Below are 13379 nucleotides of genomic sequence, written 5' to 3'. Positions count from 1 at the left end.
TCAACGACCTGTCCCGCGCCCACGAACTCAGCCGCAAGGAAATGGCTGCCGTCAGCGGTGGTAGCGTGTTCCAGAACGCCGGCATCAACAACATCGTTACCGGCAGTGGATTCTCGTTCGCCAGCGGCAATACCATCACGGCCCCCGTCACGCAGGTCGATGCGTCGACCCACCAGGATCTCACCAGCGTGACCAACTCGATCAACAACCTTGGCGGCCAGGTCATCGCGAAGCTGGGCCTGTAAGTTTCGCCATGCTTCCTCGCAGTGCCAGCCGTATTCGGTAGTGTCGTGCCGAACTACCGAAGTGCTCCAGTCCGCCACGGGTTCGTCCTCGCGGCGTTTCAAGCCCGCCAGGTTCCGTCTCCTGGCGGGCTTTTCTGCTTGTACGAAAGCGAAGCCGGCATGCATGGGGCATCAACTGCCGAGCGGCAGGCAGTCCGCTCGACGGACGGCGTCGCGCGATCCGAGCGCCAGCCCCGCACGCGTGTAACTCTGCGCCAGCACGGATCTGTCGCGTTCGTAGCCTTGTGTCACCCAGTCGCAGTACAGCGCGGCCAGCAAGCTTGCGCGATCGGGATGACGCGAAACTTCGACGGCCATCGCGCCGGCGCGCAGGCCGGAAGCGATGGCAAAACGCAAACCATCGCCTGTCGCGGGGTCGAGATAGCCCGCCGCATCGCCGCACACGATATAGCCCGGCCCCGCAGCCTGTCGCACGCAATGCCAGCGCCTGCACTCGCGCCACACCGGTCCGACGGGCGTCGTATCGGCCGGCCACGTGATGTCACCATCGCGCAGCGTCGATAGCGACGTCCAGATCCAGAACGCGGACGTCGCTCTCATCCATAGCCAGCCGCCATGCGCAATATTCCAGTATGTGCCGGTGTGCGTCCCCTGCCCACGCGCGTAGCCGCGGCGAAGCCAGAACGGCGAAGAGTCGGTCGCCACATCGAGCCGAATCGCGCGACGAAGCCATCCGTTGATGCCGGTCGCATCGATCACGATGCTTGCGCCGATCTCGTCGTCGCCGTGCGTGATGCCGATGACGGCTCCGTGTTCGACACGCGCGACAAGTGCGCCGGCGGGCGCACGCGAATAGCGAACGCCTGCTGCCATCGCTTCGGCGCGCAAGCCGTCGTCGAGGCGGCTGCGTATGACCGCACGTCCCCGCTGCGCATCGGCCCGGCCATCGAGCCAGATATGCGGTCGACGGGCCAGACTCGGCGCCAGCCGATCGAGCAGCGTGAGCGCCGCGCCGGACACGCATTCCGGCGCCGCCCGCGAACGCCCGCGGCCCAGCATCCACACGTTGCCGCCCGCTCCCGCCGCAGCGATCGCCGCGGCACATCCGGCAGGCCCGTCGCCGACGACGAGCACGTCACACGCATTCATCGCGTTCCCTCAGTAAAGCCCGAGCGCGTCGGGCCCCGGCGCGCAGCGCAGCACGTGCCCGATCACCCGGGCCTCGCTCGCATCGCAACGGATCGCCTCCCCGTAACGCACGCGCAGTCGTCCCGGCGTGTGCTGTGTCGGCGCCGCATCGGCAGCAGGACGCACGAAAAGAAAGCGATAGCGCCCGGCAACGCCCGGCGCATGCGCATCGTCGGCTTCGCCAAGTGCCCGTGCGGATACCAGCCACAGCCTCGTATGCGAAGGCGTTTGCCCGTTATCGCAAGCCGCGACGGCATGGCGCAATGCACTGATCCGCCGAATCAGCTCGGCCGAATCGACGTGCTCGAATGCGCCGTACAGCATCTCGCCGTGCAGCGCGTTGGCGACGTAGTCCGAGCGTTCGATGTCCGCGTAATCCACCTTGCCGTCGGGCGTCAGGTACGGGCCGTATTCGCCGTCCCATCCGCGCCGCGTATTCGACTCGGCGCCGCGCGTGACCAGCGGATGACACGGATGCAAGCCGAGTTCATGGTCGAGCATGGGGATGGCGGTGGGCGCGTCGGTCCGATTGAAGGTTCTGGACGCATCCGGACTCACGGCGGGCCAGAAGCTGTTAGAGGCCGCGCACAGCTTGATGTCCTCGGCGAACGGGCTGCCCAACCCGAAGGTTGCGAGGAATATGCCCCGCCGGTTACCCGCATAGGTGACGTCCCAGCCGGGCGCAAACACACCCGACGACGCGTCCGACAGAAACGAAGTCATGCGCGGCGCATGCAGTTCGCTGTCCCGCCGGCGCGTGGCGCGCGCCGCCAGGCTGAACGCGACCGCGACCGTCCCGTCACTCGGCGAAAATGCCTGCGTGTTGCTGAACGGATCGATGTGGTCGGGATTGGCCGGGAGACGCTCGGCGCTCAACGATATCGGCGAGCCGCTCCTGAACTGCGACTTCGGATCGATCTGCCGGTCCCTGAACCAGCGCTGCAGTTCCGCCTGGTCGGCGTACGGATAGAAATCCGGCGCGGCAACGACCGAATAGGCCGGGAGCACCGCGTGTTCCGCCAGCTCGGCGATACGGATCGTCACGACCCCTTCGGTGCAGTGATCCAGAAACAGCTGCGCGCGGTAGCCGCCTTTGCCGACTTCCCCGAGAAAGGCTTGCCGCTCGACGGGATGCGCGCGCATATCCGTGTAGGTGCCGTCCTCACGCGCCTTGTGCCGGATGTTGATGAACTCCGGTGCATTGCGGGGTTCGGGAAAGCGCAGCCATCCGGGCGCGAAATGCGGAAAATATTGCTGACGCACCTCGTCGACGGCGGCCAGCACCAGCTTCCACAGGTTCGTGATGATTCTCATCGTCGTGAAGCGCCGGTTGGCGAGCGGCACCAGTCGCCATCGAGCCGGCACGCCAAAGCCGTGTATCCCGAAGTTGGCCGCGGTCACGGGCTCGATCAGGGGTCGCGCGGCCGGTATCAACAGCACGGCCGCGCCCGAACGCTTCAGCGCGACTGCCGGTGCGATCGGATCGGCAGGCGATACCTCGCAGGGGTCCTGACAGCAGATCGCATACGGCGCGTCGACCAGAGCGCCCGATGGCGACGGCCGCACGCCCCAGCGCGCCTTGACGGCCCGCTTCAGCTTCTCGCCGACATGGCGGTGGCCATATTTCAATGTCAACCGGAGTCCGGGCAGGCATTCATCGGGAAACAGCTTGCGCACGGGTTCGATGAAGGTTCGCTGATGGTCGCCCGCTCGCCTGCCCTCGATCAGCGCGAGCCGGTCAGGACCGGTGACCCGGCGGACGAGAAACGCGCCATAGCGCGCCGGCATCACGCGCACATGCTCGATCGCGTCCGGTACGTGCGGCACGAAGCTCCGGGTCTGCCCGTCGTAGCATGCGTCGGTGTCGCCGTTGCGCGCGATGCCGAGTCGCGAGAACACGAGGTCCGCATGCTGCTGATGCCCGGTACGGCGCGCCGGCCGGTACTGGTAAGCCAGCACCGCGATGTCCAGCGTCTGCCAGTCGGGCGGCAACGGCGCCAGCGACGTGATGTAGTTCTCCAGCAGATCGAGTGCTTCGAGACGTACGCCAGCATCCGGCGACGGGCACTCGGACAGTGCAAGCATGTGATAGATCAGGCTGCGTGCAGGGTCGCCGGGCTCGATCGCCCGCGTGGCGTCCGGGCACAGATCGCAAATGCGGTGATCGTCCCTGTCGATCGGCAGTGGCCGGCTCAGTCGATTCGCCGTCTCCTCGGGCGTGCCCGAACCGGCCAGGTCAAGACCGTGACGCTTGAACGCTTCTCGCCACGGAGCCGGCAGATCGAGCAGCAACGCGTGAACCTCATCGACAAGCATCAACGACCTCCGGCGGGTGGTGCGTTCGACGCGGCCGGCACGATGCGCTTCGCGTCCCGGAAGCCACGTATCTCCCTCTGGCGCGGCAGGCCGCGTCTTCAGCGCTCGTTTCAAACGAACATCACATTCTGGTTCCCGGTTGCCGATATCAGTGACTAATATAGGTGATTGCAGCAGCAATGAAATGTCGGATTGTGTTCGAAACATTGAATTGTCGGGGCGCGTGGCGTGATTCGCCGAATGCGCGCTCGCTCCGACTCGATCAACACATGTCGGCGGCCACATCATGTTGAAGCGCAGAACCTTCGTGTTGGGCAGTGCAGGCGCGGCGGGCATGCTGGTGGTCGGCTGGGCATGGTGGCGTCCCGACGACCGGCTGGACATACCCGCGCAGCTGGAGACGTCACGCGTCGATGTGCCGCTGAACGGCTGGGTGATGATCAGTTCCGCTAACGACGTGACGATCGTCATGAGCAAATCCGAAATGGGCCAGGGGATACATACCGGCGCGGCCATGTTGCTGGCGGAAGAGCTCGATGCAGACTGGTCCCGGGTCCGCATCGTCATGTCTGCGCTCGACACGATCTACAAGGACCGTGAATCCCTCGCCGGCGGCCTTCCGTTTCGTCCCGATGATGACAGCCTGCTCGCGCGCAGCGCGGCGGCGTTGGCGCGCCATGGAGCACGTTATCTGGGTTCGATGGTAACCGGAGGATCGACGAGCATGATCGATCTGTGGGGACCCATGCGCGAGGCGGGCGCCACGGCCCGCGTCATGTTGTGCGGCGCCGCGGCGAAGCTCTGGCACGTGAGCGTCGCGGAATGCGAGACGAAAGCCGGCGTGGTGCGGCATCGGTCGGGACGCTCGGCGACGTACGGTGAACTTGTCCAGCTCGCGCGGGACCTGCCGCGCCCGACCCATGTCGATCTGAAGGACCCGAAGACGTTCACGCTGGTCGGGAAACGGTTGGGTCGCATCGAGGCGCACGCGAAGCTCGACGGCAGCGCGCACTATGGCATCGATGTGCTGCCGGACCAGCTCCTGTATGCGAGCGTCACGATGTGTCCGACACTCGGCGGAAAGGCGCTGGATTTCGACAAGTCCAGGGTCGCCAGCCTGCAGGGCGTGACCGGCATCTTCAGGATCGAGCCATACCACGGCGGAACGGGAGGCGTTGCCGTGATTGCCGACAATCCCTTCATCGCCATGCGGACGTTGTGCCAGTTGTCGATCACATGGGATCACGGGCCGGCTGCCGGCGTGAATACCGAGGATGTCCGCACGGCGTTGACGCGCGCCCTCGACGGCGATGCGGGCCGCCACGTGTTCTACGCCACAGGCGACGCCGATGCGGCGCTGGGCCGCGCGAAGCCGCTCGTCGCGCAGTACGAAGTGCCCTACCTGGCTCACGGGCCGCTGGAACCGATGAATTGCACGGTGCGGGTCGAGGACAACGCGGCAACGATCTGGTGCGGCACCCAGGTCCCCATGATGGCGCGCAAGGCAGTCGCGGCGCTGCTGGACCTGGACGAAGACAAGGTGGTCGTGAATCAGCAATTGATCGGCGGGGCATTCGGCCGGCGGCTCGAGGTCGACTTCATCACGCAGGCCGCCGCCATCGCGCGCCATGCGAAGGGGCGGCCGGTACAGACGATCTGGTCGCGCCCGCAGGACATGACGCACGACTTCTACCGACCGGCCTGTGTGGCGAGATACAGCGGCGCCATCGATGCGAGCGGCAGGCTGGTCGCATGGAAAGGCATGTCGGCGAGCCAGTCGATCAGCGCGCAGGCGATGCCTCGCACTTTCGGCATGCCGAGCCTCGCCGCGAAATGGTTGCCCGACGTCACCACGGCGGAAGGCGCGTTCGACCTGCCCTATGAATGCGAGAACATGCTCGTCCAGCACAATACGGTGACGCTCCCGGTTCCCGTTGGCTACTGGCGCTCCGTCGGGCACTCGCATCAGGCCTTCTTCGTCGAGAGCTTCATCGACGAGATGGCCGTGCTGGCACGGAAAGACCCGATCCAGTTTCGCCTCGACATGCTCAAGCAGCCGGCGCATCAGCGCCATGCGGCCGTGTTGCGGGCGCTCGTCGCGCTGTCCGGCTGGCGTTCGCCGCTGGCATGGCGTGACCCGACCGGCGCGCGGCGCGCACGCGGCGTGGCGATGCACGCATCGTTCGGCAGCGTGGTCGCGCAAGTCGCCGAACTCCGGCAGGAAGGTGACGGCTTTCGCGTGACGCGCGTAGTCTGCGTGATCGACTGCGGGCTGGCCGTGAATCCGAACCTGGTCGAGCAGCAGATGGAAAGCGGGATCATCTTCGGCTTGTCGGCCGCGCTCGAGCAGGCGATCACGATCGAGAACGGGCAAGTCGCGCAGCACTATTTCGACAGCTATCCGCTCGTCAACATGGAGACCTGTCCCGAGATCGTCACGCAAGTCGTGGCGGGCGGGACCGAACCGCACGGCGTCGGCGAAGCGGGCACGCCGCCGATCGCAGCGGCCGTGGCAAATGCGCTGTATGCGCTCACGGGTGTGCGTCATCGCACACTGCCGCTCATCAAGCCGGGCCCACCCGACCAAGGAGATGACCGATGGTGTCAGTCCGTATCAACGGGGAAACCGCTCGCCTCGATTCCGATCCCGCCACCCCGCTGCTCTGGGTGATTCGCTGCGAACGGAAGCTGACCGGCACGAAGTTCGGCTGTGGCGTCGGGGTCTGCGGTGCATGCACTGTGCTGCTCAACGACCAGGCCATGCCTGCCTGCCAGCTCCCGGTCGGTACGCTGAACGGCGCGCGCATCACGACCGTCGAAGGGCTGGACAGCGTCGAAGCGCGCGCACTGAAGGACGCGTGGATTGCCGTCGACGTCGTGCAATGCGGCTATTGCCAAAGCGCGCAGCTGATCGCCGCCACCGCGCTGCTCATGCGCTGCCCTCGCCCCGACGACAAGCAGATCAACGAGGCCATGAAGAAGATCGCCTGCCGGTGCGGCACGTTTCCCCGCATCCGCAAGGCCATTCACCAAGCGGCGGAATCGTTAGGGCGCTGACCAGGGCGAATCCGCTCGATCAGTTGCCGTTGGCATGCGTCGTGATCTGGATGAAATCGGCAGCAATGCGGCCGTCGCCGTATTTGGCCTGGAACAGCTTCAATTGCCGATCGATTGCCGCGAGATAGGCGGCGCGCGGCTCGGATGGCGGGCGCATCGCGTCGAACAGCGGCGCGGGCGTGACGAGGAGCACGATCATCTCGGTCCCGAAAGGCTTGCCGATCACCCACTCGCCCATGCTGCCGATCGTCGCGGCGTAATTCGGCGGCGCCTGGTTGTCGCGTTCCCGGCTGCTTGGCACGAGATGGACGACGCTCCCGTTCAGCACGTAGTAGTCGACGTTCACATACGAGTCGTAACCCGGTGTCGTGATGTCGATGACCAGCGGGTTGCCTTCCGCGAGATGCGCATCAGGCGCGCGCGTGCGGATCGACGCGGCGTGTGACGAAGCCCGATTCGATCGCCAGTACGGGGCAAGCGCGCTCACGACGTCGCAATCATGCGCATCGATCGGACGCACGTCGAGATTGGCCGTCTGCCCGCCCGCCATATTGCTCAGCGCGGCTCGCACGCGCCCGATACCGACACCGGCTTCCGCATAACCGCGCACCTGCAGCACGTGATCCCGCACTGACGCATCCAGCGCCGAACACGGTATGCGCGACAGCGCGGCCATCACGGATGCCAGCGAGATCGCCGGTGTCGGCGGCGGCACGCTGGCAGCGGCGGGCACGGCATTCTCGATGACCGCGGGCGCAGGCGCGCTGCCGGCCGCGGCGCCCGCCGCCGTCGCGCCACGTCCTCCGCCGGCAGACGCGTGGGCGACCGTGTCCGCGGCGGGACGCGTTTCGCCGCCGCGCGAAAGCGCCTGGTAGCCGTACCAGAGCACGGCGATCGCCGCCACCGTGCAAGCGCCCACGGCCGCCCCGACGTGTGCGCCCGATGCCCGCACGGGGCGCTTGAGCACGCCCATGCCTTCCAGGAACAGGTTGACGCTCGGCGTGCGCGTCGCGCGGTCGAACGACAATGCGGCGCTCAAGGTTCGCCATTGCGTGCGATCGAGACCGGGCTGGCGCTCGGGCCGCAAGTGGTCGTGACGCGCCTGGGTGGCCGACAGCCGATTGAACGGATGGTGTCCGGTCAGCAATTCGTAGGTCACGCAGGCGAGCGCGTAGACGTCGTCGCGCGGATCCGGCTCGAGATGCTCGAACATCTCCGGGCTCGCGTAGGCCGGCGTGATGCCGCCAAGGCTCGCCGGATCGAACACGGTCGCGTCGGGATCCTCGTCGCGCCGCTGGAATGCGCGTGCGATCCCGAAGTCGATCACCTTCACTTCGCCCCGATCGGTGAGGAACACATTGGCGGGCTTGAAATCGCAGTGGACAAAGCCGCGTTCATGCGCGTAGGCCAACGCATGGCCCATGCCGGCGATAATCGGCAACGCGGTATCGAGCGGCATGCCCTTGAAGTCCGGCGCGCGCAGCACCTTGCTGAGCGGCCGGCCCGACAGATACTCCATCGTGAGGTAGACGAGCGGACCGTCCCGATCGAAATCGTAGACGGTGACGATGTTGCGATGGGCAAGCGTCTGCGCTTTGCGGGCTTCGCGCTGAAGCGCGATCAGCGAAGTCGGCTGGCCGCGAAACTGCACATTGAGCACCTTGATCGCGATGTGCGGCTTGCGATCCGAGGCCTCCAGCTTGCGGAGGTCGAGCGCCTTGTACACGGTACCCATCCCGCCGACGCCGAGGCACTCCTCCAGCACGAAGCGCCCGTTCAGCGTATCGCCGATGCCTTTCACGCGCTCGCTGTCGACGGACATCGCGCCGCTCGACGGCCCGGGCGCGGGGTCCGGACGCGCCTCCGGCCGCAGCGCGCTCTCGTGGATCCGGGTTGCGTCGCCCGCGGATGCCGTTCTGTCGCGACACCGTTCGATGCGCTTCAGCACTTCCGCATAGATATCGTCTGACAGCGGCTGCGTGGTTTGCGTCTCGTCGAGCACTTCACGCAGCCGGGCGCAATCGACCTGAGCGGACGCCAGCACCCGGTCGATCTCCGAGAAGAACGCGTCCTGTGACAGCGTCCCGCTCTGGAATGTCTGAATCAGCTGCGCAAAGCTCATCATTCGTATGCCGTCTACTCAGCTTCAGCTTGCCGACCCGCTTCGGCGCCTCACGGCGCCGCCAGGGCAAGGACTGTCCATGACGTACCCATGCAGCGCGACGTATCGGTGATGCACCGGACACCGTCGAACACGAGGTCGCCGCCACGCCATCGTCAGACGAATTCGACTGCGCGCCGCACCGGCCGCCGGCCTTCTGACAGGATGTCTAACAAATCATACTAGTCTGCGGTCACGCCCTGTGCAATCGGTGCCGGAACTAGAATTCGGGCAGATCCATTGCGAACCCGCTTCAGGATTGCTCCGTCCACGCCCCCTGCGCCGCCTCGTCCATTTTCCAGGCCGCACGGCCGCGCGGCAAAACCTATACTGGACAGATTCCGGATCCGTCGGCACATCGCATGATGCTGCATGGCGGCCCTTCCCCCATCCGATTTCGCGGAGCAAACCATGGGCGTGCTCGTCATCAACGATCTTCCTGAAAGCGTCGATCTCGACAGACAGGCGATGGCCGCCATCACCGGCGGCGCGATGGTCCGTGCGCATCAGACGATGCTCGCGCCGCACGCTTTCCCTTATCTGCACACCGAAGCCCGCGGTGCCGCGTTGGCGCGTGCACCGGTGGCCGAAGCAGCGGCGTCCCCGGCGCGTCCGACGCTGCTGCGTTGACGGAGACACCACGCGGCCTGGCGCGCACGGTCAGACCGCTCGCGCCGTCATCGCGGGCCGCCGGTCGGCCGGCGGGAACACCCACCACGAGCCGTCGTCGTGACGAAAGAAGAAGATCGCGATCGTGCGGGCCGGATGCACGGCCTCGACGCAGACAAAACGCCGCCGTTGCGCAGGCATGCGGCTGAAGCGCACGATGCGGGCCGGCACGCGCGCGCTCGGCGCAAGCCACTTGTCGACCTGCATGCGCAGCGAAGATTCGATTCCGTTCATTTGAGCCCCCTCGTGGCGATGTCGAACGTGTCGGGACGTCGCTCATGCGGCGGCGATGACGGCTGCGGCGCACCGTCCGCCCGCACGCCGCGCCACGAGCAGCGCGCGGCAGACGGACAGCGCGAACCGAAATGCGGTGCGCGGATGCATGACGCACGTGCGAACCTGCTCGCTGTGGCCCGTGCCTTCCAGGCACCACGTGCAGAAGTGCTCGCAATTGTTCGTCAGCAGGCGGTAGCGGTTTTCGCCGAGACGGGAACGCGCGCGCAGCACCGCGGTGCGCCCCGCATAGGCGGCGCCCGGATGCGGCACGACGCGAACCGCGCGACCGGCGGCGAAGCGTTCGAGCGTGACTTCCTCGATCGGGCCGCGATGCAGCGACGTGCAAAGCCCCGCGTAATGGACGACACGCCCGTCGCCGACGTAGATGCCGTGATGGCTGTAGCCGGCGCGATCGGAAACCAGGTGCGCGCCAGGCGGCAGTGCGTCGACGCCGCCGGGCAGCGCAGCCGCATGCGCGATTGCCTCCGCAGCGCCAGTCGCCGTGCGGGACACGGCGCTGTTCACTGGTTGAAGATCGCGTTCCATGACTGGCTCCGTCTGCAGGTTGGCGGCCGCCCGTGTTGCCCAACGGTTAGCCGGTTGCCAACTAACCTGCATCAAGCGTGCCAATCATCGGGAGCCCGTCGCGCAATGCTCGACGGGAAACGCGCCGCGAACCGGGCGCTGCGCTGTCGCCGCCCGCCCAACCATTTGCCGGAGATTTCGTTGGAGCCACAGCACCAGTTGGCGCGCCGGACAGCCGTTTGCGTCCGCCGGAGCATGTGTCGGTTTCGCGGCCACCTTCGCGCGCGCAACTGTTGGCTTGCGGACAACCATTGCGGGACAAGGCCGCGACGCACTAGCATGCAAGCAACGCGTGTCGATGACGCCTTGCCTTGCCGCGTGCGGCGCTCACCGGATCGACGCACGCGCCCGGACGACGCACGCGGGTTGTGTCACGCATGGCACGAGGTTTGCATATATCGGTTACCCGTTCCGTCGGCAAGCCCCATCCGGAGACTCATCATGACCACGCTCGCAATTACCGACCTTCACATGCAGCGCGACATCGACCACAAGACGATGTCGTTCATCCGCGGCGCAGGCGCGCCCTGGGTATTTGGCTGGATCCAGCCCTACGCGCCGCCGGCTCCGGCGTTCGGGCCCGTCGTCAACCTCTATCAGACGTACAACACGTTCTACGCGAACCAGGTCCTCAACCAGATTCAGAACGTCGACGTCACGAACTCGGCGCCCGGCGCGAACATCGTGGTCGGGGTGGGTGCGGACGGCAGGAACCGGCTCGTCTAGCGCCTGTTCACGCCAACCGGCAACACACGTTCGCAAGCCCGTTATCGGCATGAACAGGCCCTGGACGGAAAGGAATGACGCGCCGTGAGCGCAGAACTGCAATGGACTTCGGCGTCACGCACTGACGTGGGCCTGGTTCGCGAGATCAACGAAGACGATTGCCTCGCGTTGCCGCACCGTGGCCTGTGGGCCGTTGCGGACGGCATGGGCGGACATTCGGCCGGCGACCTCGCGAGCCGGATGATCGTGCAAGCGCTGGAAGGGCTGGCCGCCCCGGCCACGCTGGCGGACTTCATCGAGGCGGCGCGCACCGCGCTCGACGCGGTCAATGCCCGCTTGCGCGAATCGGCCGTCCAGCGCGGCGTCCGCATGATCGGCAGCACGGTGGCGGTGCTGCTGGCGAGCGGCCGTCAATGCGGCTGGCTGTGGGCCGGTGACAGCCGGATCTACCTGTACCGCGACACGCACCTGACGCAGCTCACGCTCGACCACAGCCACGTCGCGGAACTGCAAGCGCAGGGCCACCTGAGCGCACAGCAGGTGCGGCATCACCCGTCGCAGCACCTCATCACGCGTGCCGTCGGCGCCGCCGAGCAGTTGCATCTCGACGAACGACGCATCGACGTATGCGACGGCGACATGTTTCTGCTGTGCAGCGACGGCCTGAGCAACGAGATGGACGAAGCCGACATCTCGGCCGCCCTCGCCTGCGGCGATTGCGCACGCGCAACGGACGTGCTCGTCGAGCTCGCGTTGCGCGAGGGCGGCCGGGACAACGTCACCGCCGTCGTGATCCGCGCCGACGATCCCGATGCGTCGGACCGGACGCTCGCCAATCCTTCCGTGCCACGCTGAACGATCGAGCGGATGCGCGTGACGCTCACGCGTCCTTGTCGGGCGTCGCGCCGTCCTGATGACGGAACGCTTTCGATCGGATGCCGTGCTTCTTGAGCAGCATCTGCAGGTGCGACCGGTTCATCTCGCACCGGCGCGCCAGTTCGGCCACGGTTCCGCCGGTCTCCTGCAACCCGCGTTCGAGAAACGCCCGCTCCGCCTCGTCGCTCGCGGCACGCTTCGCGTCGCTGAGCGACATCGGCCTGCCCGACGTACCGTCATCCGTCGCACGAATGGCGGTCGACGCGGTTTTCGGACGGATGTCCTCGGGCAAGTGCTCGATATCCGCGACCTCGCCGGCCAGGCACGACAGACGGTAGACGAGGTTGCGCAGTTCGCGGATGTTGCCCGGATACGCGTAAGTCAGCAGGAAGTCGCGCAGCTTCGGCGTCGTCTTGATGGGCCGGCGCTTCAGTGCCCCTGCCGCCTCGTCGCCGAAATAGGCGAGCAGCAGTGGAATTTCGTCGCGACGTTCGCGCAGCGCCGGCAACGTCAGATGAATGACGCTCAGGCGGTAGAACAGGTCCTCGCGAAAGAGCCCCTGTTCGCTCAATTGCCGCAGATTCTTGTTGGTGGCGGCGACGATGCGCGTATCGACGCTGATCAGCTCGTCCGAGCCGACCCGCTGGATCTCGTGCGATTCCAGCACGCGCAGCAACTTGACCTGGCCCGACAGCGGCAATTCGCCGATTTCGTCGAGGAAGATCGTGCCGGTGTGCGCGCTCTCGAACTTGCCCTTGCGATCGTTCGACGCGCCGGTGAACGCGCCGCGCCGATGGCCGAACAGCTCGGATTCGAGCAGGTTGTCGGGAATCGCGCCGCAGTTCACCGAGATGTAGGGCCGGTCGGCGCGCGCCCCGTTCGCGTGGATCACTTTCGCCATCAGTTCCTTGCCGGTCCCGCTCTCGCCGTCGATCAGCACCGGCAGATCGGTCGGTGCGGCCTTTTCGGCGATTTCGAGCGCGGCGAGCAACTTCGGATTGTCGCCAAAGATACCCTCGAAGATGAAACTGCGCTCGATCAGCGCCTGCCGGCGTCGCTGCACCGCGGGCGCGGGCGCCTCCGGCGCATCGAGAGCATCGGGCGTCTGCGGCGCGGCCACGGCGGCCTCGACGAAGCGCTCCTTGCGCGACATCTGCATGACTTCGTCGCGCAGCACATTCGCCTGATTGAGCAGCTTCTCGATGTCGGCACGCTCGAGCTTGGGTGCCCAGCGCAGCATCGAGCGCAGGATCTCGATCTTCTCGAGCAGGCCGGCATAC

The 13379-nt window shown here is 66.4% G+C and carries 12 protein-coding genes; 6 read left to right on the top strand and 6 right to left on the bottom strand.

Annotated elements, in window-relative coordinates; translation table 11 throughout:
* Positions 1 to 41 precede the first annotated feature (41 nt).
* Positions 42 to 245 (top strand): hypothetical protein, encoded by a 204-nt coding sequence (locus DIE22_RS37395; RefSeq protein WP_260426870.1) that lies wholly within the window; start codon positions 42 to 44, stop codon positions 243 to 245.
* A gap of 171 nt (positions 246 to 416) precedes the next feature.
* Here the strand turns inward: DIE22_RS37395 and DIE22_RS37390 are convergent, their stop codons facing one another.
* Positions 417 to 1379: an NAD(P)/FAD-dependent oxidoreductase gene (locus DIE22_RS37390; protein ID WP_185640787.1), complete on the bottom strand. Its 963-nt coding sequence runs from the start codon at positions 1377 to 1379 to the stop codon at positions 417 to 419.
* A gap of 24 nt (positions 1380 to 1403) precedes the next feature.
* Positions 1404 to 3956, bottom strand: coding sequence for a hypothetical protein (locus DIE22_RS38450; RefSeq protein ID WP_185640786.1), 2553 nt, complete (start codon positions 3954 to 3956; stop codon positions 1404 to 1406).
* 79 nt (positions 3957 to 4035) lie between these two features.
* Here DIE22_RS38450 and DIE22_RS37380 point away from each other — a divergent pair, with 79 nt between their 5' ends.
* A complete protein-coding gene (locus DIE22_RS37380) occupies positions 4036 to 6420 on the top strand; it encodes a xanthine dehydrogenase family protein molybdopterin-binding subunit (RefSeq protein ID WP_124607508.1) in 2385 nt (794 codons plus the stop codon).
* Positions 6348 to 6806: a (2Fe-2S)-binding protein gene (locus tag DIE22_RS37375; protein WP_124607507.1), complete on the top strand. Its 459-nt coding sequence runs from the start codon at positions 6348 to 6350 to the stop codon at positions 6804 to 6806. Before DIE22_RS37380 ends, DIE22_RS37375 begins: the two co-directional genes overlap by 73 nt.
* A gap of 19 nt (positions 6807 to 6825) precedes the next feature.
* Here the strand turns inward: DIE22_RS37375 and DIE22_RS37370 are convergent, their stop codons facing one another.
* A complete protein-coding gene (locus DIE22_RS37370; RefSeq protein ID WP_185640785.1) occupies positions 6826 to 8931 on the bottom strand; it encodes a serine/threonine protein kinase in 2106 nt (701 codons plus the stop codon).
* A gap of 447 nt (positions 8932 to 9378) precedes the next feature.
* Between DIE22_RS37370 and DIE22_RS37365 the strand changes: the two genes are divergently transcribed.
* Entirely contained in the window at positions 9379 to 9597 is a 219-nt protein-coding gene (locus DIE22_RS37365) for a hypothetical protein (RefSeq protein ID WP_185640784.1), read from the top strand.
* 30 nt (positions 9598 to 9627) lie between these two features.
* Here the strand turns inward: DIE22_RS37365 and DIE22_RS37360 are convergent, their stop codons facing one another.
* Together DIE22_RS37360 and DIE22_RS37355 are read right to left on the bottom strand one after the other, a co-directional pair.
* Positions 9628 to 9870 carry a hypothetical protein gene (locus DIE22_RS37360; RefSeq protein WP_057927315.1) on the bottom strand — a complete coding sequence of 81 codons (243 nt, stop codon included), beginning with the start codon at positions 9868 to 9870 and terminating at the stop codon, positions 9628 to 9630.
* Between the two features lie 42 nt (positions 9871 to 9912).
* Positions 9913 to 10458, bottom strand: a complete 546-nt coding sequence (locus DIE22_RS37355) for a lecithin retinol acyltransferase family protein (protein ID WP_124607505.1) — start codon at positions 10456 to 10458, stop codon at positions 9913 to 9915.
* A 480-nt stretch (positions 10459 to 10938) separates the two neighbouring features.
* Between DIE22_RS37355 and DIE22_RS37350 the strand changes: the two genes are divergently transcribed.
* A complete protein-coding gene (locus DIE22_RS37350) occupies positions 10939 to 11223 on the top strand; it encodes a hypothetical protein (protein ID WP_124502137.1) in 285 nt (94 codons plus the stop codon).
* Positions 11224 to 11307: 84 nt separating this feature from the next.
* Positions 11308 to 12078, top strand: a complete 771-nt coding sequence (locus DIE22_RS37345) for a PP2C family serine/threonine-protein phosphatase (RefSeq protein ID WP_124607504.1) — start codon at positions 11308 to 11310, stop codon at positions 12076 to 12078.
* A 25-nt stretch (positions 12079 to 12103) separates the two neighbouring features.
* Here DIE22_RS37345 and DIE22_RS37340 read toward each other — a convergent pair.
* Positions 12104 to 13379, bottom strand: a 1276-nt coding sequence (locus tag DIE22_RS37340) for a sigma-54-dependent Fis family transcriptional regulator (RefSeq protein ID WP_148093208.1), incomplete at its 5' end; no start/stop codon positions are given.

This window comes from Burkholderia sp. Bp9142 (genome assembly GCF_003853415.1).
GTDB lineage: Bacteria > Pseudomonadota > Gammaproteobacteria > Burkholderiales > Burkholderiaceae > Burkholderia.
This window is presented reverse-complemented; position numbering and strand designations above follow the sequence as displayed.

What these genes read in the sequence shown, in the direction of transcription:
- DIE22_RS37360 (WP_057927315.1), bottom strand. Translation starts at nt 9,870, where the DNA reads ATGAACGGAATCGAATCTTCGCTGCGCATGCAGGTCGACAAGTGGCTT.
- DIE22_RS37380 (WP_124607508.1), top strand. Translation starts at nt 4,036, where the DNA reads ATGTTGAAGCGCAGAACCTTCGTGTTGGGCAGTGCAGGCGCGGCGGGC.
- DIE22_RS37350 (WP_124502137.1), top strand. Translation starts at nt 10,939, where the DNA reads ATGACCACGCTCGCAATTACCGACCTTCACATGCAGCGCGACATCGAC.
- DIE22_RS37370 (WP_185640785.1), bottom strand. Translation starts at nt 8,931, where the DNA reads ATGATGAGCTTTGCGCAGCTGATTCAGACATTCCAGAGCGGGACGCTG.
- DIE22_RS37395 (WP_260426870.1), top strand. Translation starts at nt 42, where the DNA reads ATGGCTGCCGTCAGCGGTGGTAGCGTGTTCCAGAACGCCGGCATCAAC.
- DIE22_RS37355 (WP_124607505.1), bottom strand. Translation starts at nt 10,458, where the DNA reads ATGGAACGCGATCTTCAACCAGTGAACAGCGCCGTGTCCCGCACGGCG.
- DIE22_RS37375 (WP_124607507.1), top strand. Translation starts at nt 6,348, where the DNA reads ATGGTGTCAGTCCGTATCAACGGGGAAACCGCTCGCCTCGATTCCGAT.
- DIE22_RS37365 (WP_185640784.1), top strand. Translation starts at nt 9,379, where the DNA reads ATGGGCGTGCTCGTCATCAACGATCTTCCTGAAAGCGTCGATCTCGAC.
- DIE22_RS38450 (WP_185640786.1), bottom strand. Translation starts at nt 3,956, where the DNA reads ATGTTTCGAACACAATCCGACATTTCATTGCTGCTGCAATCACCTATA.